Origin of the sequence: Pseudidiomarina salilacus, from assembly GCF_047323925.1 — a bacterium.
Lineage (GTDB): Bacteria > Pseudomonadota > Gammaproteobacteria > Enterobacterales > Alteromonadaceae > Pseudidiomarina > Pseudidiomarina salilacus.
In genome coordinates this window covers 1,251,308-1,269,566 of sequence record NZ_CP178751.1, presented here as the reverse complement: position 1 = coordinate 1,269,566, position 18,259 = coordinate 1,251,308, and the positions used below count along the sequence as shown (strand labels likewise).

Annotated in this window: 13 protein-coding genes; 5 read left to right on the top strand and 8 right to left on the bottom strand. The window is 55.1% G+C overall.

Annotation, left to right across the window (positions count from 1 at the left end; genetic code table 11):
- Positions 1-24: 24 nt before the first annotated feature.
- On the bottom strand, positions 25-903 hold the full coding sequence (gene ilvY / locus ACJ8W9_RS06075) for an HTH-type transcriptional activator IlvY (protein ID WP_411360632.1): 879 nt from the start codon (positions 901-903) through the stop codon (positions 25-27).
- 105 nt (positions 904-1,008) lie between these two features.
- Here ilvY and ilvC point away from each other — a divergent pair, with 105 nt between their 5' ends.
- The 5 genes from ilvC (at position 1,009) to ilvA (ending at position 8,218) form a co-directional block, all read left to right on the top strand.
- Positions 1,009-2,493, top strand: a complete 1,485-nt coding sequence (ilvC, locus tag ACJ8W9_RS06070) for a ketol-acid reductoisomerase (RefSeq protein ID WP_411360631.1) — start codon at positions 1,009-1,011, stop codon at positions 2,491-2,493.
- Positions 2,494-2,746: 253 nt separating this feature from the next.
- Positions 2,747-4,417 carry an acetolactate synthase 2 catalytic subunit gene (gene ilvG, locus ACJ8W9_RS06065; RefSeq protein WP_411360630.1) on the top strand — a complete coding sequence of 557 codons (1,671 nt, stop codon included), beginning with the start codon at positions 2,747-2,749 and terminating at the stop codon, positions 4,415-4,417.
- Positions 4,417-4,725: an acetolactate synthase 2 small subunit gene (gene ilvM / locus ACJ8W9_RS06060; RefSeq protein WP_411360629.1), complete on the top strand. Its 309-nt coding sequence runs from the start codon at positions 4,417-4,419 to the stop codon at positions 4,723-4,725. Before ilvG ends, ilvM begins: the two co-directional genes overlap by 1 nt.
- 2 nt (positions 4,726-4,727) lie before the next feature.
- Positions 4,728-6,590 carry a dihydroxy-acid dehydratase gene (gene ilvD, locus ACJ8W9_RS06055; RefSeq protein ID WP_411360942.1) on the top strand — a complete coding sequence of 621 codons (1,863 nt, stop codon included), beginning with the start codon at positions 4,728-4,730 and terminating at the stop codon, positions 6,588-6,590.
- Positions 6,587-8,218, top strand: a complete 1,632-nt coding sequence (gene ilvA, locus ACJ8W9_RS06050) for a threonine ammonia-lyase, biosynthetic (RefSeq protein WP_411360628.1) — start codon at positions 6,587-6,589, stop codon at positions 8,216-8,218. The genes ilvD and ilvA overlap by 4 nt, the downstream gene beginning before the upstream one ends.
- On the opposite strand, the gene leuD is transcribed toward ilvA, so the two are convergent.
- The 7 genes from leuD to thrA all read right to left on the bottom strand — a co-directional run bounded on the left by leuD (position 8,158) and on the right by thrA (position 18,064).
- The gene (leuD, locus tag ACJ8W9_RS06045) at positions 8,158-8,784 is read right to left on the bottom strand and encodes a 3-isopropylmalate dehydratase small subunit (RefSeq protein WP_411360627.1); all 627 of its coding nucleotides are present in this window, start codon (positions 8,782-8,784) and stop codon (positions 8,158-8,160) included. The two genes, ilvA and leuD, sit on opposite strands and share 61 nt — an antisense overlap.
- Positions 8,781-10,196, bottom strand: a complete 1,416-nt coding sequence (leuC, locus tag ACJ8W9_RS06040) for a 3-isopropylmalate dehydratase large subunit (RefSeq protein ID WP_411358963.1) — start codon at positions 10,194-10,196, stop codon at positions 8,781-8,783. The genes leuD and leuC overlap by 4 nt, the downstream gene beginning before the upstream one ends.
- Positions 10,187-11,269, bottom strand: a complete 1,083-nt coding sequence (leuB, locus tag ACJ8W9_RS06035; protein WP_411360626.1) for a 3-isopropylmalate dehydrogenase — start codon at positions 11,267-11,269, stop codon at positions 10,187-10,189. The genes leuC and leuB overlap by 10 nt, the downstream gene beginning before the upstream one ends.
- A complete protein-coding gene (leuA, locus tag ACJ8W9_RS06030) occupies positions 11,266-12,831 on the bottom strand; it encodes a 2-isopropylmalate synthase (protein WP_411358961.1) in 1,566 nt (521 codons plus the stop codon). Before leuA ends, leuB begins: the two co-directional genes overlap by 4 nt.
- A gap of 307 nt (positions 12,832-13,138) precedes the next feature.
- Entirely contained in the window at positions 13,139-14,458 is a 1,320-nt protein-coding gene (gene thrC / locus ACJ8W9_RS06025) for a threonine synthase (protein ID WP_411360625.1), read from the bottom strand.
- The gene (thrB, locus tag ACJ8W9_RS06020) at positions 14,445-15,461 is read right to left on the bottom strand and encodes a homoserine kinase (RefSeq protein WP_411360624.1); all 1,017 of its coding nucleotides are present in this window, start codon (positions 15,459-15,461) and stop codon (positions 14,445-14,447) included. Before thrB ends, thrC begins: the two co-directional genes overlap by 14 nt.
- Complete coding sequence (gene thrA / locus ACJ8W9_RS06015) at positions 15,461-18,064, bottom strand: bifunctional aspartate kinase/homoserine dehydrogenase I (protein ID WP_411360623.1); 2,604 nt, start codon at positions 18,062-18,064, stop codon at positions 15,461-15,463. The genes thrB and thrA overlap by 1 nt, the downstream gene beginning before the upstream one ends.
- Between the last annotated feature and the right edge of the window lie 195 nt (positions 18,065-18,259).

Here is an 18,259-nt window from a genome sequence, read left to right as displayed (position 1 = left end):
TACGATCGCTTTCCCGTAGTAGAGCTACGGGCTACGGCAGGCGTGCCAGAAGGCGGCGATGACGGGGTCTTGCAGGCGGCGCTCGAGGCAGCAGATGCTGACATGGTAGGGCGGTACGTCGGCGGGGCGTTTAAATACTTCGATTTGTTCCCGCACTAAGCTTTGTTCGAGTACCACTTCCGGCACTAAACCTATGCCTAAACCAAGTCCGACCATGGCAACAATGGCTTCGTGGCCGGCCACTTCGGCGTACACGTGCGGCTGTTGTTGATGGCGCGCAAACCAAGCAAACAGCCGTTCCCGCGATAACCCCAGGCGTGCCACAATTACTGGCACCGCTGACCAATCGAGCGTATTCGCAAGGGTTTGCGTGCGCACTGCGCAGTCGGCGCGCGGGCGAATAAATACTAGTGGTGAAGTGTTGAGTTCGCGCATCAATAAGCCGTCAGGGACTTTGTCGGGGCGCGGGGCAATGGCGATATCGGTTTGTTGTTGCAATACATGTTCGATTGACAAAGCCGCATCGCCGGTTTCCACCGTAAGTGCAACGTTGGGGAACAGCGGACGAAAGCGCTCGATAAACTGCCGCATCAGGGTTTGCGCGGCGGTGACCGAACAGTACAAACGTAATTGTCCGCGCAGTTGACTGTCGTCGCCGAGTTGCTGCTGCAATTGTTGCCAGCTGGCCACCAACGCCTGACAGGTGATGAGCGCTTGTTGACCTTGTTGCGTCAGTTCAACTGTGCGGTTGTCACGCATAAATAGGCGCACACCGAGTGCCTCTTCCAAGCGCTGGATTTGCCGCGATAGCGCCGAGGGGCTGACATGCATGGCTTCACTGGTGCGGCCAAAATGCAAGCTTTCGGCAAGCGCGACAAATAACTCTAAGGTACGTAGGTCCATACCACCCTCAAATATTGCGTATTTAGCAATACTCTATTGCAAATGATTCACTATACGCAACATAAATCCTGTCGTAGGCTCAATTCAGACCACAGGAGAAAAGCCATGAGTGACAATTACTTTAATCAATTACCTTTTCGTCAGCAGTTAGCGCAACTGCAACAATGTCGTTTTATGCAAGCCGCGGAATTTAGCGATGGCTGCAATGCACTGCTCGGGAAGAAGATTGTGATTGTCGGTTGTGGTGCGCAAGGTTTCAACCAAGGCCTCAATATGCGCGACTCGGGACTTGATGTCAGCTATGCGCTTCGTCCCGAGGCCATCAAAGAGCAGCGCCCGTCGTGGCAACAAGCGAGCGGCGCAAACTTTACCGTCGGTACCTACGAGGAGTTGATTCCGAGTGCCGATTTGGTCATCAACTTAACCCCAGATAAACAACACAGCGCCGTGGTTGAGGCGGTGATGCCGCTGATGCAAGCGGGCGCAACGCTCGGCTATTCGCATGGCTTCAATATCGTTGAAAGTGGCCAGCGGATTCGTGCCGACATCACCGTCATCATGGTGGCACCCAAATGCCCAGGCACCGAGGTACGCGAGGAGTACTTACGCGGCTTTGGCGTACCGACGCTGATTGCTGTGCATCCAGAGAATGATCCGAATGGCCATGGCTTGGCGTGGGCGAAGGCATGGGCAGCCGCAACCGGCGGGCATCGTGCCGGGGTGTTAGAGAGCTCGTTCGTGGCCGAGGTGAAGTCCGATTTAATGGGCGAGCAAACGATTTTGTGTGGCATGCTGCAAGTCGGTTCGTTGCTGTGTTACGACCACATGGTCCAGCATGGCATCGATAAAGCTGAAGCCGCCCACTTGGTGCAGCACGGTTGGGAGGAAATTACTGAAGCGCTGAAGTTTGGTGGCATCAGTTTGATGATGAGCCACCTCGACAGTGCGGCGCGGTTGCGTGCCAACGCGCTGAGTGAGCAGGCCAAGCAATTGTTGACGCCGTTGTTCGCCAAACATCAAGATGACATCTTAAGTGGTGCGTTCTCGGCGCAGATGATGGCCGACTGGGCCAACGACGATCATGATCTGCATACTTGGCGTGAACAAACCCGGCAAAGCGCCTTTGAGCAAGCGCCTACTTACGCGGGAACCCTGAGCGCTAAAGACTACTTTGACCGCGGCATTGTCATGGTAGCGTTGGTGAAAGCTGGCGTTGAATTGGCATTTGAGACCATGGTCAGTGCCGGGATTCGGGCCGAGTCGGCGTACTATGAGTCATTGCACGAGTTGCCGTTGATTGCCAATACCATAGCGCGCAAACGTTTGTACGAGATGAACGTGGTGATTTCAGATACTGCTGAGTACGGCAACTATTTATTCGCCAACGCCGCACATGAGCTGTTAGAGCGCGAGCTGTTTGCGCACTTGCGCACGGATGTTATCGGCGCCGGGCTGCAACATGCAGAAACGGTCGACTACAGCGAACTGAATCGAGTCAACGAAGCCATTTATCAGCATCCGATCGAGCAAATCGGTCGTACCTTGCGCGCTTACATGAAAGAAATGAAGCCAATTGGAAAAAACCGTTGACATTCAAACTGACAATGTTAGAACTAGATAAGACTTGAACAAAACTTGAACTGTTAAGAAGAAAACACACAATGCGTTTATTTGCTGTTGCAAACATCAACATTCTAGTGCTCCTCGTGGTGATTATTAATCGCTGCGCGGGCAGGTATTGGAATTTGTAAAGCAACAGCCAAACAAGCAAAACTCCAAAAACCCCCGCTTCACCAAGCGGGGGTTTTTTCGTTCTAGGGCCGAAGAAAAAGGGAAAATGGCAATGACCGGTGCTGAGTTCATCATCGATTTTTTACACCGACAACAGGTGCAACACGTATTTGGCTATCCCGGCGGCGCGATCATGCCGATTTACGATGCGCTCTATCAATCACCGGTACAGCATTTTCTCTGTCGCCACGAGCAAGGCGCGGCCTTCGCTGCGATCGGCTATGCGCGGGCCAGCGGTAAAACCGGTGTGTGTATGGCAACTTCGGGCCCAGGTGCGACCAATTTATTGACAGCACTGGCGGATGCCAAATTGGACTCGGTACCGGTCGTCGCTATCACTGGACAAGTGGATCAAGCGGTGATGGGCACCGACGCCTTTCAAGAAATCGATGTTTTGGGCTTGAGCTTAGCCGTCACCAAACACAGCATTCTAGTCAGCCACCCGAGTGAACTTGCCGACGCGCTGCAACAAGCCTTTCAAATTGCCGCTGAGGGCCGTCCAGGGCCAGTGCTTATCGATGTGCCGAAGAATATTCAACTGGGCGACTGTCCGACGCAACCGCCCGCCGCGGCGAAACCCAGTGTAGCGCCGCCACCGCAATCGACACACGGTATCGACAACGCCGCCGCCATCGCCTTGGCTCGCCATTTAATTGCGCAAGCAGAACGCCCGGTGGCTTACATCGGGGGTGGCGTGGTGATGGCGGATGCCGTGCACGAGTTACGTGCGTTTTTGGACGCGACGCAGATCCCTGCGGTGTCGACTTTGAAAGCCTTGGGCAGTGTGGCGCCTGACTATGCACATGATTTGGGGATGCTGGGTATGCATGGTCGACAATGCGCCAACATGGCGGTGCAAGAATGCGATGTGCTGATCAATTTAGGTGCGCGTTTCGATGATCGGGTCACTGGTAAATTGGCAGAATTCGCGCCCCACGCCAAAGTCATTCATATCGATATTGATGCCGCTGAGCTGCACAAACGCCGCCGCGCGCTGTGTGGCATTCATGGCAATGTGCGTGATATTTTACCCACGCTGCAAGTGACTACGCACTGTGATGCTTGGCGACAGCGTTGTCGCGAACTTGATGCTGCTTGCCCGTGGCGCTATGACGCACCGCCGCCGGGTGTCTATGCGCCCAAGTTGCTGCGCAGCATCAGTGAGCAGGTGCCCGCCGATACGGTGGTCTGCCCTGATGTCGGGCAACACCAAATGTGGGTGGCCCAGCATATGCGCTTTAGCCAACCCAATAATCATTTGAGTAGCGGTGGTCTTGGCACCATGGGTTTTAGTTTGCCGGCCGCAGTTGGTGCACAGATCGCCCGCCCTGAGGCGACGGTGTTTGCTATCTGCGGCGACGGCTCTTTTATGATGAACGTACAGGAGCTGGGAACCATCAAACGCTTTCAGTTACCGGTCAAAATCGTCATCATCGACAACCAACGCTTAGGCATGGTGCGGCAGTGGCAAGAGCTGTTTTTTGACGGCTGCTACAGCGAAACCGACTTAAGCGATAACCCTGACTTTTGCGCCTTAGCGCGCGCTTTTGGCATTCCTGCCTTGTACTTGGAACACGCTGCCGATATGCCGGCAGCGCTGGAACAACTGTTCGCCAGTGACGGCCCCTTCTTATTACACGTGCGGATCGACGCGGCTGAAAACGTTTGGCCCTTGGTACCGCCCGGCGCTGCTAACCACGACATGCTTACGGAGAAAAACTAATGCACACCACAGTTACTTTACTTGTTGATCATCATCCGGTTGCCATCGAGCGAGTGCTGCAAGTCGCGCGCTACCGTGGTTTTAACGTGGTCGGTATGAACCTGACCCGCGACAGCGAATTGGAGCAGCGGCTGGTGTTGGAAATCGCCAGTGAGCGCAATATCGAGCTGTTGGTGAAGCAGTTGGCCAAGATCTACCATGTGCGTGAACTCAAAGTGGGCGCTGAGTTTCAATTGGCGGCGCGGCCTACGCCGGTGGCCGCAGCGCGTTCGATGGCTACGCCAGCCGCGCAAGTGCAACGAGGTTAATGATGCCCAAATTACGTTCAGCAACAGTCACGCAAGGTCGTAATCGCGCCGGTGCACGAGCGTTGTGGCGCGCCACCGGCGTCAAAGACACCGATTTTGGCAAGCCGATAGTAGCGGTGGTCAACTCCTTCAGCGAATTTGTCCCGGGTCATGTGCATTTGCGTGAAGTCGGACAAATTGTCGCGCAAAGCATCGTCGCTAACGGCGGTATTGCCAAGGAATTCAACAGTATCGCGGTCGATGATGGCATTGCCATGGGGCACGACGGCATGCTGTATAGCCTGCCGTCGCGCGACTTGATTGCCGACTCGGTGGAGTATGTGGTGAATGCCCATTGTGCCGATGCCATGGTGTGTATCTCGAACTGCGACAAAATCACGCCCGGTATGTTTATGGCGGCGATGCGACTGAACATTCCGGTGGTGTTTGTCTCGGGTGGTCCGATGGAAGCGGGTAAGACCAAGTTGTCGGAGCAAATTATCAAGCTCGATTTGGTCGACGCTATGGTCGCTGGCGGCGACCCTAAGGTGTCCGACGCTGACAGCGAAGCGATTGAACAAAGTGCCTGTCCGACCTGCGGCTCTTGCTCGGGGATGTTCACCGCAAATTCGATGAACTGCTTACTTGAAGCTTTGGGCTTGGCGCTACCGGGCAATGGTTCGTTATTGGCAACCCATCAGCTGCGCCGCCAATTGTTCGTGGATGCCGGTAAAACCGTCATGGATTTATGTCGGCAGTATTATCAGCAAGACGATGTGAGCGCCTTGCCGCGCAGCATCGCTAATCGCCATGCGTTTGAGAATGCCATGATGCTGGATATTGCCATGGGCGGCTCGACCAATACTATTTTGCATTTACTGGCAGGCGCCTATGAGGGCGAAGTTGACTTTGCCATGGCTGATATCGACGCGCTCTCGCGACGCGTGCCGAATCTTTGCAAAGTGGCTCCAGCGACACCGCAGTACCATATGGAAGATGTGCATCGCGCCGGTGGCGTTGTGGCGATTCTAGGTGAATTGGAGCGCATCGGCTTGTTGCACGACGACGTCGCCCATATTGCCTTTGCTTCTTTGCACGATTGGTTAGCTGCATGGGACGTGCGCCGCACTTCGGCTCCAGCAGTACAGCGGTTTTATCGCGCTGGACCAGCAGGGATTCGCACTACCCAAGCATTCTCGCAAGATTGTTACTATCCGAGTGTTGATGTGGATCGTGAACAGGGCTGCATTCGTGCTGGTGAGCATGCTTACTCAACTGAAGGCGGCCTCGCTGTATTGCAGGGCAATTTGGCGACCGATGGCTGCGTGGTGAAAACCGCCGCGGTACGTGAAGAGATGCTGAAATTTAGTGGCCCAGCGCGGGTGTTTGATAGTCAAGATGCGGCGGTCGACGGCATTCTCGGTGGCGTGGTTAAAGCGGGCGATGTGGTGGTGATTCGCTATGAAGGCCCCGCCGGAGGCCCGGGCATGCAAGAAATGCTGTATCCGACCAGTTATTTGAAATCGATGGGGCTTGATAGCCAGTGTGCGCTGATCACCGATGGTCGTTTCTCCGGCGGTACTTCGGGCTTGTCGATTGGCCATGTCTCTCCTGAAGCGGCAGCTGGTGGTGTGATTGGCTTGGTCGAAGACGGCGATAGGATTGCGATCGATATTCGCCAACGCGCGTTGACACTACAAGTGCCGGATCAAGAACTGGCGGCCCGCCGCGCCGCCATGCAAACGCAAGGCGCTGCAGGGTGGCAACCGCAACCTCGGCAGCGCGCCGTTAGCACCGCATTGCGCGCCTATGCTGCCTTTGCTAGCAGTGCTGACAAAGGTGCAGTACGGGTGTTGCCGGCGGCGCTGGCAGGCGGTGCGCGATGAGCGAGTTTACCTCAGTGGAGGCGATGAAAGCCCATTACTTACGGCAAATTTTGCTGGCGCCGGTCTACCAAGCGGCGGTCGAAACGCCGCTGCAGCAAATGCCCAAGCTCAGCAAACGGTTACAGCACCAAGTGCTGTTGAAACGCGAAGACCAGCAGCCGATTTACTCATTTAAGCTACGTGGCGCCTTTAATAAGTTACACCAACTGCAGCAACAGGGCGTGCAAGGGGTGATTTGTGCCTCGGCTGGCAACCATGCCCAAGGCGTGGCGTACTCAGCCAAACAGCTTGGGCTGCATGCGGTGGTGGTGATGCCGGTCACCACTGCGGAGATTAAAGTGAGTGCAGTGCGCGATAGAGGCGCTGAGGTGATTTTGCACGGCGTTGATTTTGACAGTGCCAGTGACTTTGCCCACCAGTTAGCTGCTGAACGCAAGCTGAGCTATGTGCCGCCATTTGATGACGATGCAGTGATTGCCGGGCAGGGCACTGTGGCCAAAGAAATGCTTGCCCAGCAACATTTTGATGCGGTGTTTGTTCCAGTCGGTGGCGGTGGTTTATTGGCCGGTATGGCGGCTTATATCAAAAGCATTTGCCCAGAGATTAAAGTGATTGGGGTGGAGCCCGCCGATGCGGCCTCGTTGACCGCGGCTTTGGCGGCACGCTACCCGTTGAAACTCAAGCAAGTTGGCCTATTTGCCGACGGTACTGCGGTGAAGCAGGTCGGCACTTTGCCGTTTACCGTGGCTGCGGCTCTCTGCGATGAAGTGATTACGGTGTCGTCTGACGAGATTTGTGCGGCGGTGAAAGATATTTTCGACGATGCCCGTGCCATTGCCGAGCCTGCTGGTGCGTTAGCGTTGGCAGGGTTAAAAGTTTATGCCCGCCGCGCTGAGGTGAAGCCAGGCTTGCGCTTGGCGACGGTCCTGAGTGGCGCTAATTTGAATTTTGATCGGCTGCGTTACATTGTCGAACGTAGTGAAATTGGCGAGTTACGCGAAGCCTTGTTGGCGGTGACCATTGCCGAACGAGTGGGCAGCTTTCGGCGCTTCTGCGAGGTGCTTAATGGCCGCGTGATCACCGAGTTTAACTACCGTTACGCCGATGATCAGCAAGCCCAGATCTTTGTCGGGTTGAAGCTTACCGATGGCTTGCACGAGCTGAATGAAGTCAAGCAGCTGTTGGCACAGGCAGGCTACGCCTTTGTCGATTTGTCGCAAGATGAACTAGCGAAGCAGCATATTCGGCATATGGTCGGTGGGCGGCCACGGCAGCCGCTGCAGGAACGCCTGTTTCAGGTGACTTTTCCTGAGCATCCGCAAGCACTCAGTGACTTTCTACAGGCGCTTGGCGATAGTGCCAATATTAGTTTGTTTCACTATCGTAATCATGGCGCCGCCTATGGCGATGTATTGGTGGGTTTTGGTGGCGTAGCTGCAGCGACCGCCAGCGCTAGCGAGCTGCAGCACATGTTACAGCAGCTTGGCTACCCGTTTGTGGATGTCACGGCGCAGCCAAGCTACCAGTTCTTTTTAGCGCATGCTGATAAGGCTCATACCGTAAAAGCTCATACCGTAAAAGAAAACGGCATAAACCAAGGTACGGTGGTCGCCCGATCGTTCTCGTAACGATCGATGGCGTCCAAGTGCTGCTCCGCCACCCCGATAAAATCACAATCATCTAATAGCTGATCACGATCGCTGCCAGCGATGTTGAACGGAATCGTGTCACCGTTACTGAGCACTAATTGCTGTTGTTCTAAATCGACCTTTATTGGTTCGGCGCGTTGTTCACAGGCAGCGGTCAGACGCTTTAGATCGGTCTCGCTGACCTGTGCCGGCAACAACTTATTGTTGATGCAATTGCGGTAGAAAATATCGGCGAAGCTACTGGCAGCCACCACTTTAAAGCCGAACTGAGCAAGCGCCCAAGGCGCGTGTTCACGGCTCGATCCGCAACCGAAATTATGGCCCGCAACGAGAATGCTGACGCCTTGGAATTGCGGTTGATTTAGCACAAATTCGGGGTTTGGTGCACCATCGTCAAGGTAGCGCCAGTCGTAAAAGAGTGCCTCGCCAAAGCCGTCGCGCGAAATACCAGTTAAAAACTGCTTTGGAATGATTTGGTCGGTGTCGACGTTATCAATTGGCAACGCACAGGCGCTGCCTTGGTGAAAGTACTGTTGTTGGCTCATATTAAGCCCTCTCCGCTGACTAATGGGTTGGTAGATAAATAGCCGTGAATCGCGGCGCTGGCGGCCACTGCAGGACTGGCTAAGTGGGTGCGCGCCAAACGTCCTTGGCGGCCTTCAAAGTTACGATTACTAGTAGAGACGCAGCGTTGGCCCGCTGGCACGATGTCGTCGTTCATCGCCAAGCACATGGAACAGCCGGGCTCGCGCCATTCAAAGCCAGCGGCACGGAAGACATCGGCTAAGCCTTCAGCTTCGGCTTCGCGTTTTACTTGCGCTGATCCAGGTACTACTAACGCACGAACGTGTGGCGCGACCCGTCCACCTTTGACCACGGCGGCGGCTTGGCGCAAATCAACTAGGCGGCTGTTGGTGCAAGAGCCGATAAACACCACGTCGACCGGGTAGTCTTGCAACAAGCTGCCGGGAGTTAAGCCCATGTATTCCAATGCTTTGGCGACGCTGCGTTGTTGCTCAGTGGCAGGGAAGTTGGCCGGATCTGGCACCCGCTCGGTAACCGCCATGACTTGCTCCGGCGAGGTGCCCCAAGTGATTTGTGGGCGAATACTGCTGGCGTCAATGTGCACGGTTTTATCAAACACCGCATCGGCATCAGATTTTAGCGTCTTCCAGCGTGCTAAGGCGCGCTGCCATTGGTCGCCGCTTGGCGCGCGTGGGCGCCCCTGCAAGTAGCTGAAGGTCACTTCATCTGGGGCGATAAGGCCGGCTTTGGCACCCATTTCAATGGTCATGTTGCACACCGTCATGCGCTCTTCCATGTCCATGGATTCGATGGCGCTGCCGCAATACTCGACCACGTAGCCACTGCCACCGGCGGTGCCAATACGACCAATCACCGCCAAGATCACGTCTTTGGCAGTGACCCCCATCGGCAGTTGCCCGTCAATTTGCACTTTCATGTTTTTCGCCCGTTGCTGTGGCAAGGTTTGCGTCGCCAACACGTGCTCCACTTCACTGGTGCCGATACCAAAGGCCAAAGCACCAAAAGCACCATGGGTCGAGGTGTGCGAATCACCACAAACAATGGTCATGCCGGGTTGGGTAATCCCTTGCTCGGGGCCGATCACGTGCACAATGCCCTGGTCGCGGTGGGTGATATCGATCAACGGGATCTGAAACTCACGGCAATGCTGGTGTAAGGCCGTCAGTTGCTGTTTGGAAACCTCTCCAGCGCCGTCAATGCGGCGATTTTGCGTCGAAATATTGTGGTCCATGGTCGCCAAAGTGGCGACTGGATTGCGTACCGTGCGTCCTGCTTGTTTTAGCCCGGAAAACGCCTGCGGTGAGGTGACTTCGTGAATAAAGTGAAAGTCGATGTAGAGCAGGTCAGTGCTGTCGTTCAACTGTGCCACTTGATGTTGGTCATAGATTTTTTCGTATAAGGTCATGCCCATGCTGCTACTTCCTCACTGATAAATTGCGCGACGGCGTCGCCAACGCGCGCGGTGGATACGGGATTGGTTGAAGTTAAATCGGCGGTGACTTGCTGCTGTTTCAGTGCGTGTGCGACGCCAGTTTCGATGGCGCAGGCGGCCGCTTCATTGGCAAAGCTATACCGCAGCATTAAGGCGGCACTTAAGATTTGCGCGATCGGATTGGCGCTGCCTTGCCCGGCAATGTCGGGAGCACTGCCGCCAGCTGGCTCATATAAGCCAAAGCGACTGGCGTTGATACTGGCTGATGGCAACAGTCCTAAGGAGCCGGCAATCGCGGCGAGTTCGTCGGATAAAATGTCACCGAATAAGTTGTCGCACAGCAGCACGTCGAACTGGCTGGGGTCACGGATCAACTGCATCGCTGCGTTATCGACGTACATATGCTCAAGCTGGACTTGCGGAAACTGCTGGGCCACTTCACTAACCACTTCGCGCCATAACACACCAGAAGCCATGACGTTGGCTTTGTCGATGCTGGTGACTTTGCCGCGGCGGTGCACCGCAGTTTGGAAGGCTTTGATTGCGATGCGACGAATTTCGTCGCGCTGATAGGTTTGGGTATCGCTGGCGCGATGCTCGTTGCGCTCTTTGGCGCCAAAGTAGATGCCGCTGGTTAACTCGCGAAAGCAAACGATATCCATACCTTTGGCGGTGGTTTGCGGCTTTAACGGGCTTAAGTGTTCAAAACCGGCATACCAGCGCGCCGGGCGGATGTTACAGAACAAGTCAAAATGCTGGCGCAGTTTTAACAAGGCTGCGCGTTCGGGTTGTTGTTCTGTGGGTAAATGAGTCCACTTGGGGCCGCCGACCGAACCGAATAAAATCGCATCGCTTTGTTCACAGGCTTGCAAGGTTGCCGCTGGTAAGGCTTCGCCATAGGCGTCAATGGCCGCTCCACCAACTTTGGCGGCTTGGTACTGTGGTTGAAAATGAAAGCGTTGCGCACAAGCATCAAGCACTTTGATTGCCTCGGTCATCACCTCGGGACCGATGCCGTCGCCGGCTAAAACCGCAATTTTATAAATGCTCATGACGCTTGCTCCTGTAAGTGTTGTTTCAGCGCGCGCACTTGCGCGGCGCGGGCGGCGGTATTCAATACGTGCACATAGGCTTTGGCCGAAGCTTTGACAATGTCGGTGGCCAAGCCGATGCCGTGGATCTGCTGCCCAGCGTAGCTAGCGGTGATGTCCACTTGGCCTAAGGCGTCGGCGCCGCTGCCTTTCGCGCTCAACTGGTAGCTGACGATTTCCAGCGGCTGTTCAATAATGCTTTGTAAGGCGTTGTAGCTGGCATCCACCGGACCATTGCCGGTGGCGGTGTAGCTGCGTGCTTGGCCGTGGCAGGTCAATTGCACCGTGGCACTGGCTTGACCGCTACTGTCGGTCTGCGTGGTCAGTTGGCTCAAGCTGTAGGGGTCGTCTTGCTCTTGCAACGACTGTTCGAACACCAACGCCTCCAAGTCGTAGTCGAACACTTGGCCTTTTTTGTCGGCCAGCTTGATGTAGCTAGCGTACAGTTGCTGCAGGTCGTAATCTTGGTCGCGATAACCCAACTCGGTTAAGCGATGTTTGATCACATGCTTGCCGCTGCGCGAAGTTAGATTGAACTGATTGGCACGCATACCGATGCTTTCTGGGGTGATGATTTCGTAGGTGTTTTGCGCCTTTAACACGCCGTCTTGGTGGATCCCCGAGGAATGGGCGAAGGCGTTGCTACCGACGATCGCTTTGTTGGGTTGAATCGGCATATTGCAGATGTGGCTGACCAACTGCGAGGTGCGGTAGATTTCTTTGGCGTTGATCTGGGTGCGGTAGTTGAAGCTGTCGGCGCGGGTGGCCAAGATCATGGCGATTTCTTCTAAGGCGCAGTTGCCCGCGCGCTCGCCGATGCCGTTCACGGTACCTTCGATTTGCCGCGCGCCTGCTGCGATGGCCGCCAAACTATTGGCAACTGCCAAACCCAAATCGTTGTGGCAATGCACGCTGATGCGCGCTTGATCGATGTTCGGCACTTTGTTTTTCAACTGGCTGATGATGTGGGCAAACTCGGTGGGTACGGTGTAACCGACGGTGTCGGGAATATTGATGGTGGTGGCGCCGGCGCTGATGGCGTGTTCCACCATGTAACACAAATCATCGATAGGGGTACGGCCGGCGTCTTCACAGGAGAACTCGACATCGTCGGTATAGTTGCGCGCCAATTGGATGCTGGCGACGGCTTGTGCGGTGGCCTCGGCTAAGGTTTTGCGCAATTTGTACTGCAAGTGCAAGGGCGAGCTGGCGATAAAAGTGTGGATGCGTTTGCGTTCGGCGCTTTTTAAGGCTTCGCCACAAGCGTGGATGTCGCTTGCCACGGCGCGGGCCAAACCACACATCACGGGGCCGTCGATGCTGTTGGCAATCGCTTGCACCGCATCGAAATCGCCGGGGGACGAGGCTGGAAAGCCCAACTCCATGACGTCGACACCTAAGCGGCTGATAGCTTCGGCGAGCTGGATTTTCTGCTTTTTGCTTAAGCTAGCGCGCAGTGCTTGCTCGCCATCGCGCAAAGTGGTGTCGAAAATCCAAATGCGATCGTCTGTTGCGGTGGTCATTGCTCTTCCTCGTTGTGCCTTTGGCTGTTGTCGCGCTTGTGTGCTGTTGCGCTTTTGGCCGCCGAGGTCGGGCTAAAAAAAAAGCCCCGACCTAGTGGCGGGGCTTTCTTTTTGCTTGGTTCGTTTCTTAGTTAACTTTCACAAATAGCAGCTCCCGCGCGTCTGATGAGAAGCACGAGGAGGAGGTTAATAATAATCGCGAACGAATTTTTTAACATTTGTTGTTTGCTATCCGCTGTTGGCTGTTAGCTATTTGCTGTTTGTGTAATCAATCTGCTTTAAGATTTATCACGGAGATATTTTTAAATCAACCTTTGTTTTGTGATTGCTTTAATAAATGCGCTTTTAGTTGCTGATAATCGGCGCTCATGCGCAGATTGAGCTCGGGTTTTTCAAGCACTTGTTGTAAGGCTGCAGGTAGTTCGACTGGCGCTTTGATGATTTGCTCAACGCGTTCGGCGAACTTAGCTGGATGGGCGGTGCCGATAATCAAGCCGTGTTCTCCCGGTTGCAGGGTTTGCTGCAGCGCCGCCCATGCCACCGCGGCATGCGGCTCACTGAGATAGCCTTGCTGGTAGAGCGTTTGGGTAGCCTTGATGGTGTCGGCTTCGCTGACCGCAACCGCGCTGAATTTGTTCTTCAGCTGCGGATTGTGATTGAGCAGCGCTTCAACGCGCGGCCAATTGTTCGGAGCACTAATGTCCATGGCGTTCGACAGCGTGGCTTGCGTTGGCTGCGGCTGCCATTGCTGATTTTGCAGGTAACGCGGCACGGTATCGTTGCTGTTGGTGGCGGCGATGACGCGCTTGACTGGCAAGCCCAGCTGCACCGCGATTAACGCGGCGCAAACGTTGCCAAAATTGCCGCTCGGTACGCAAATGGCAGTGTGTTCGCGTTGGGCTCGGGGCAGCTGTGCCCAGGCTTCGAAGTAGTAGCACACCTGTGCAAATAACCTACTGATATTAATCGAGTTTGCCGAGTTGAGCTGCAGTTGTGTGGCGGCCTCGGGGTCGTTAAAGAGCTGCTTGACTAGTGCCTGGCATTGGTCGAAATCGCCGTCGATGGCAATGCTCTGTACGTTGTCGTTCAAGGTGGTGAAGAGCTTGGCTTGTAACGGACTGACTTTGCCTTCGGGGTAGAGCACCACGACTTTGACGTTGGGCTGGCGGTAGAACGCAGCCGCCACGGCGGCGCCAGTGTCGCCCGAGGTGGCTGTGACGATGGTGGTGGCTTGCTGGCTCGCTTGTTGATTGCTGGCTTTTTGGGCTGCGGCCAGTGCGAGGGCCATAAAGCGGGCGCCGAAGTCTTTAAATGCCAAAGTGGGGCCATGAAACAGCTCGAGGCAGCTGACGGTTGCGCTGATTGGCACCACAGGTGCTGGGAAGTTAAACGCCTGCTCGGTTAGCTCGGTCATGCGGGCTGGGCTGATTTCGTTGTCGGTGAGTGCCGCCAAAATGTGTCCGCTTCTTTGCGCAAGGGGGATGGTCAACAACTGATCGATGTCGAGTTGTGGCCATGGTTGTGTCAGGTCGAAAAAGAACAGGCCTTGGTTGCGACCCAGACCGAGTTGCACCGCTTCAAGAAAACTGACGCGTTGACTAGGGTCGAGAAGATTAGCGAGCGACATGGGCGGACTCCTTTGCTGGTTCAGGGTGCTCGTGGGCGGCGAGTTGTCGGGCGCCGTTGGGATCAGGGCGGCAGTGCACGGTCATCGCATCAGCGTTTTGCTGATACTGAGTTTCGAGTAATTGCTTCACCTGCGCGGCCTGTGCGTCGTTGCGACATAAGGCGAAGAGGGTCGGCCCGGCACCGGAAATACCCAGATGGGCGATGCCGAGCTGTTGCGCTTGTTGCCGCAGGGTCGTGAGCTGGGGTATCAGCTGTAGCCGACAGGGCTCAGCGAGACAATCTTCGAGAGCACTGAGTGCCAGCGTTTCGTCTTGACTGTGCAGGCCATGGACGAAACTCGCGAGGTTTTGCGCGGCTTGGATGGCGGTTGGCAGCGGCAGCTGAGCTGGAATGACTTGCCGAGCCGTGGCGGTGTTGAGCACCGTGCCTGGATAGCTGACCACCACCGACCAATGCGCGAACCAGGGCAGTTGGCGGCAGAGCCGTTGCGCGTCGGTCGCCATTAATTGCAGTCCGCCGAAATAGGCTGGTGCAATATTGTCGAGGTGCATCGCATTGCTGGTTTGGCCTTCGAGTCGCGCCATCAGTTGCAACAGTTGCTGCTGACTTAACGGTTGGTCGAAATAGTCGTTCAGGGCATATAAAGTGGCGACGATTGAGCAGGCGCTCGAGCCTAAGCCACTGCCGACTGGAAGTTCTTTGTGTAGGGTCAGCTTGAGTTCGGGGAGTGGCTCTTGGTTTTTTGGCTCGGCGACTGTGGCGCGGAACTGTTGCCAGCATTTGTTGACCAGGTTTTGCTGCGGATCTGCTGGTAATTGGTGCGCGTAGCGACCGGTTACCTTGAGCTCGGAGACTGTTGTCTTGGTTGCTTTTGTTGCTGGTTCGATGCTGAGGCGGTCGCCCAGAAGGCTGCCATCGCGAGGTTGCAGCGCTAGTCCAAGGGTATCGAAGCCCACCGAAAAATTACCAATAGAAGCCGGAGCGTAATAGGTTTTTTGCATTAGGCGGCTCCTTGTTGTTGCCATGCGAGGGTGCGCATGATATCGCTGAAAATACCCGCTGCGGTCACTGTAGCACCGGCGCCATAACCGCGCAGCACAAACGGGATGGGTTGATAATAATCGCTTTGAATGACCAAGGCATTTTCGCCATTTTTGATGCTGGCGAGCGGGTGGCCCGGTGCGAGTTCGGCAATTTTGACTTGGCACTGGTTGTGCTTGATTTGTGCGACATAGCGCAACACTTTGCCGTTTGCCGCCGCTTGTTGTTGGCGTTGTTGATAGTGCTGGTCGAGCTCCGGCAAGCGCGCCATGAAAGCTTCGATGCTTTCGGCGTTGTTGGGGGCGGCGTTGCTGGGGACGGCCTGGAAGCTGGCTGGCAGTAGCGGTTCGATGTCAATGTCGTCGAGTTCCAGTTGCAGGCCAATTTCGCGAGCCATGATCAGTAATTTGCGCGCGACATCGAGCCCAGATAGGTCGTCGCGCGGGTCGGGCTCGGTGTAGCCTTTTTCGCGTGCTTGCTGGATGGCGGTGGAAAATGGCTGATTTTCTTCAAGTAAGCCGAATAAATAGCTCAGAGAGCCCGACAAAATGCCACCAAATTCGGTGAGTTTATCGCCGGCATTTTGTAAGCCTTGCACTGCATCGATGATAGGCAAGCCAGCGCCTACGGTGGTTTCATAAAGATAACGCCGATGCCGGTAACGGGCTGTGTCTTTGAGCTTTTGGTAGTAGGTTTGCGCCATGGTGTTGGCCTTTTTGTTCGGCGTCACCACGTGAAAACCGCTGGTCAAATAGTCGAGATAGCTGCCGGCGATAGCGTTCGAGCTAGTGCAGTCGACCAGCACCGGGTTGACCAAATGATGGCGCTTGACGAAGGCTTTCAGGACGTCGCTGCTGAAGCTTTGTTTGGCTTTGCTGAGGTCTTGCTGCCACTGACTTAGATCAATTCCATGGGCGTTGGTGAGGAGTTTTTGGCTGTTAGCGATGCCATAGACTTTGAGCTTGACGTTGCGTTTATGCAGAAAGCTTTGTTGGCGGTGGATTTGTTCGAGTAGCTGTTCGCCAACCGTGCCGCAACCGACAACGAACACATCGATGCTCGGCATATGGGTGAAGAAGTTTTCGTGGCAAACCTTGAGCGCATCTTGCGCTTGTTGTTCGCTGATGACTGCGGAGACCGTGCGCTCGCTGCTATCCTGTGCCATCGCACAAACGTTCACATGCGCTTGTGCCAGCGAGGCGAAAAAGCGCGCCGCCAAGCCAACTTGATGGCGCATACCGTCGCCGATCAGCGAGATGATGGCCATGTTCTTTTGAATATCGATGGGCTTAATCAGGTTTGCCTTAAGCTCCAAGTCGAACTCATTGCTAATGGCCTTCTTGGTGGGCGTTAACGCACGTTGCTCGACGCAAAAGCTGATGCTGAACTCAGAGGATGACTGGGTGATAAGGTTGATCGAGATATTGCGTTGCGCGAGGCACGAAAACACCCGCGCGGAGATACCTGCAACACCTTTGAGGCCGGGTCCGGAAACGGTGACCAGTGCCATTTGTGTAAGATTTGACAGGCCTTTAATCGGTAGCTGTGGATCGCCTTGGGTGTCAATGAGCGTGCCTTGCTGTTGTGGGTTTTGGCTGTTTTTGATGAGGCACGGCACATTGTGTTGAGCAAGTGGCGCGATGGTTTTCGGATGCAAAATGCGTGCGCCAAAATGCGACAGCTCCATGGCTTCTTCGTAGCTCAGGTGCTTGATTAATTGTGCGCTTTTTATGGTACGAGGGTCAGCAGTGTAGACGCCATCGACGTCGGTCCAAATTTCGCAGCACTCGGCTTTGAGCGCCGCGGCGAGCACCGCCGCCGAGTAATCGGAGCCGTTGCGACCGAGTACGCAGAGGCCGCCGTCTTCGTGCGCGGCCTGGTAGCCGGGCACGAGGGTGATGGTGGCGTGCATGGTGCTGGTTTTCGCGGCTTGGGGTGCGGTTGTTGCGGCTGCGGTGAGCCAGCGCTTTAGGCTTTTGGCTGAGGCAGGGATATCGACTTGCGCGTTCAGATAATCGCCGCTCGCTGATAAGCATTGCTGGGCGGGCAGGATTTGGGCGCTTGTGGCCTGTGTGGCATTGAGCAGTGCCTGCATGATTTGCACGCTGGTCAGTTCGCCCATCGACATTAGCTTAGCTTTGATTTTGTTGGAACATTCACCGAGCAGAGCAATTCCTTGCAGTTGTCGCTCGAGCATTTGCGTTTGCTGCGCGATGAAACTTTCGAGTTGCGCTTGGGTGTTTTTGTTGAGCTGGATGCTGTGGTCGTCGTTGTCGTTGTCGTTGTCTTTGTTTTTGTTGTTTTTGTCGTGCGACCTAGCTGTGGCCGACTCATTGGCAATCAAGGCTAAGCAGCGGCTTTGCCACTCTTGCAGTTGCGATGTTTCTAGCGTACCGAGTTGCGCCTGTTGCAGCATGGTTTCGAGCAGATTCGTCATGCCTTGGGGCGCCGACAGCACCACCATGAGTTGCTTGCTGTTGGCACGATTTAGTAATTGCGCCGCTACCGCTTCCATCTTTCGCCGCGTCCCAAGCGACGAACCCCCAAATTTTAAAACCTGCATGTCGATACTCCGTTGTTATTGCTGCCGTTGTAAAAAGCGCAAAAAAAAACCCACAGCCTGTTGGGGCTGTGGGTTTTTTGCTTGCTTATCTTAAATTTAAGTCAACAAAGCCCGCCACACGCCCGAAAGGCTTGTGGTTGTAATAATGGTGAGGCTCAGTTGCTGTGTCATCATGCCCCTAGCATCGCTCGTCCG

Excerpts from the sequence above, each read along its gene's own strand:
- ilvY (WP_411360632.1), bottom strand. The coding sequence starts at position 903 with ATGGACCTACGTACCTTAGAGTTATTTGTCGCGCTTGCCGAAAGCTTG.
- ilvC (WP_411360631.1), top strand. The coding sequence starts at position 1,009 with ATGAGTGACAATTACTTTAATCAATTACCTTTTCGTCAGCAGTTAGCG.
- ilvG (WP_411360630.1), top strand. The coding sequence starts at position 2,747 with ATGACCGGTGCTGAGTTCATCATCGATTTTTTACACCGACAACAGGTG.
- ilvM (WP_411360629.1), top strand. The coding sequence starts at position 4,417 with ATGCACACCACAGTTACTTTACTTGTTGATCATCATCCGGTTGCCATC.
- ilvD (WP_411360942.1), top strand. The coding sequence starts at position 4,728 with ATGCCCAAATTACGTTCAGCAACAGTCACGCAAGGTCGTAATCGCGCC.
- ilvA (WP_411360628.1), top strand. The coding sequence starts at position 6,587 with ATGAGCGAGTTTACCTCAGTGGAGGCGATGAAAGCCCATTACTTACGG.
- leuD (WP_411360627.1), bottom strand. The coding sequence starts at position 8,784 with ATGAGCCAACAACAGTACTTTCACCAAGGCAGCGCCTGTGCGTTGCCA.
- leuC (WP_411358963.1), bottom strand. The coding sequence starts at position 10,196 with ATGGGCATGACCTTATACGAAAAAATCTATGACCAACATCAAGTGGCA.
- leuB (WP_411360626.1), bottom strand. The coding sequence starts at position 11,269 with ATGAGCATTTATAAAATTGCGGTTTTAGCCGGCGACGGCATCGGTCCC.
- leuA (WP_411358961.1), bottom strand. The coding sequence starts at position 12,831 with ATGACCACCGCAACAGACGATCGCATTTGGATTTTCGACACCACTTTG.
- thrC (WP_411360625.1), bottom strand. The coding sequence starts at position 14,458 with ATGTCGCTCGCTAATCTTCTCGACCCTAGTCAACGCGTCAGTTTTCTT.
- thrB (WP_411360624.1), bottom strand. The coding sequence starts at position 15,461 with ATGCAAAAAACCTATTACGCTCCGGCTTCTATTGGTAATTTTTCGGTG.
- thrA (WP_411360623.1), bottom strand. The coding sequence starts at position 18,064 with ATGCAGGTTTTAAAATTTGGGGGTTCGTCGCTTGGGACGCGGCGAAAG.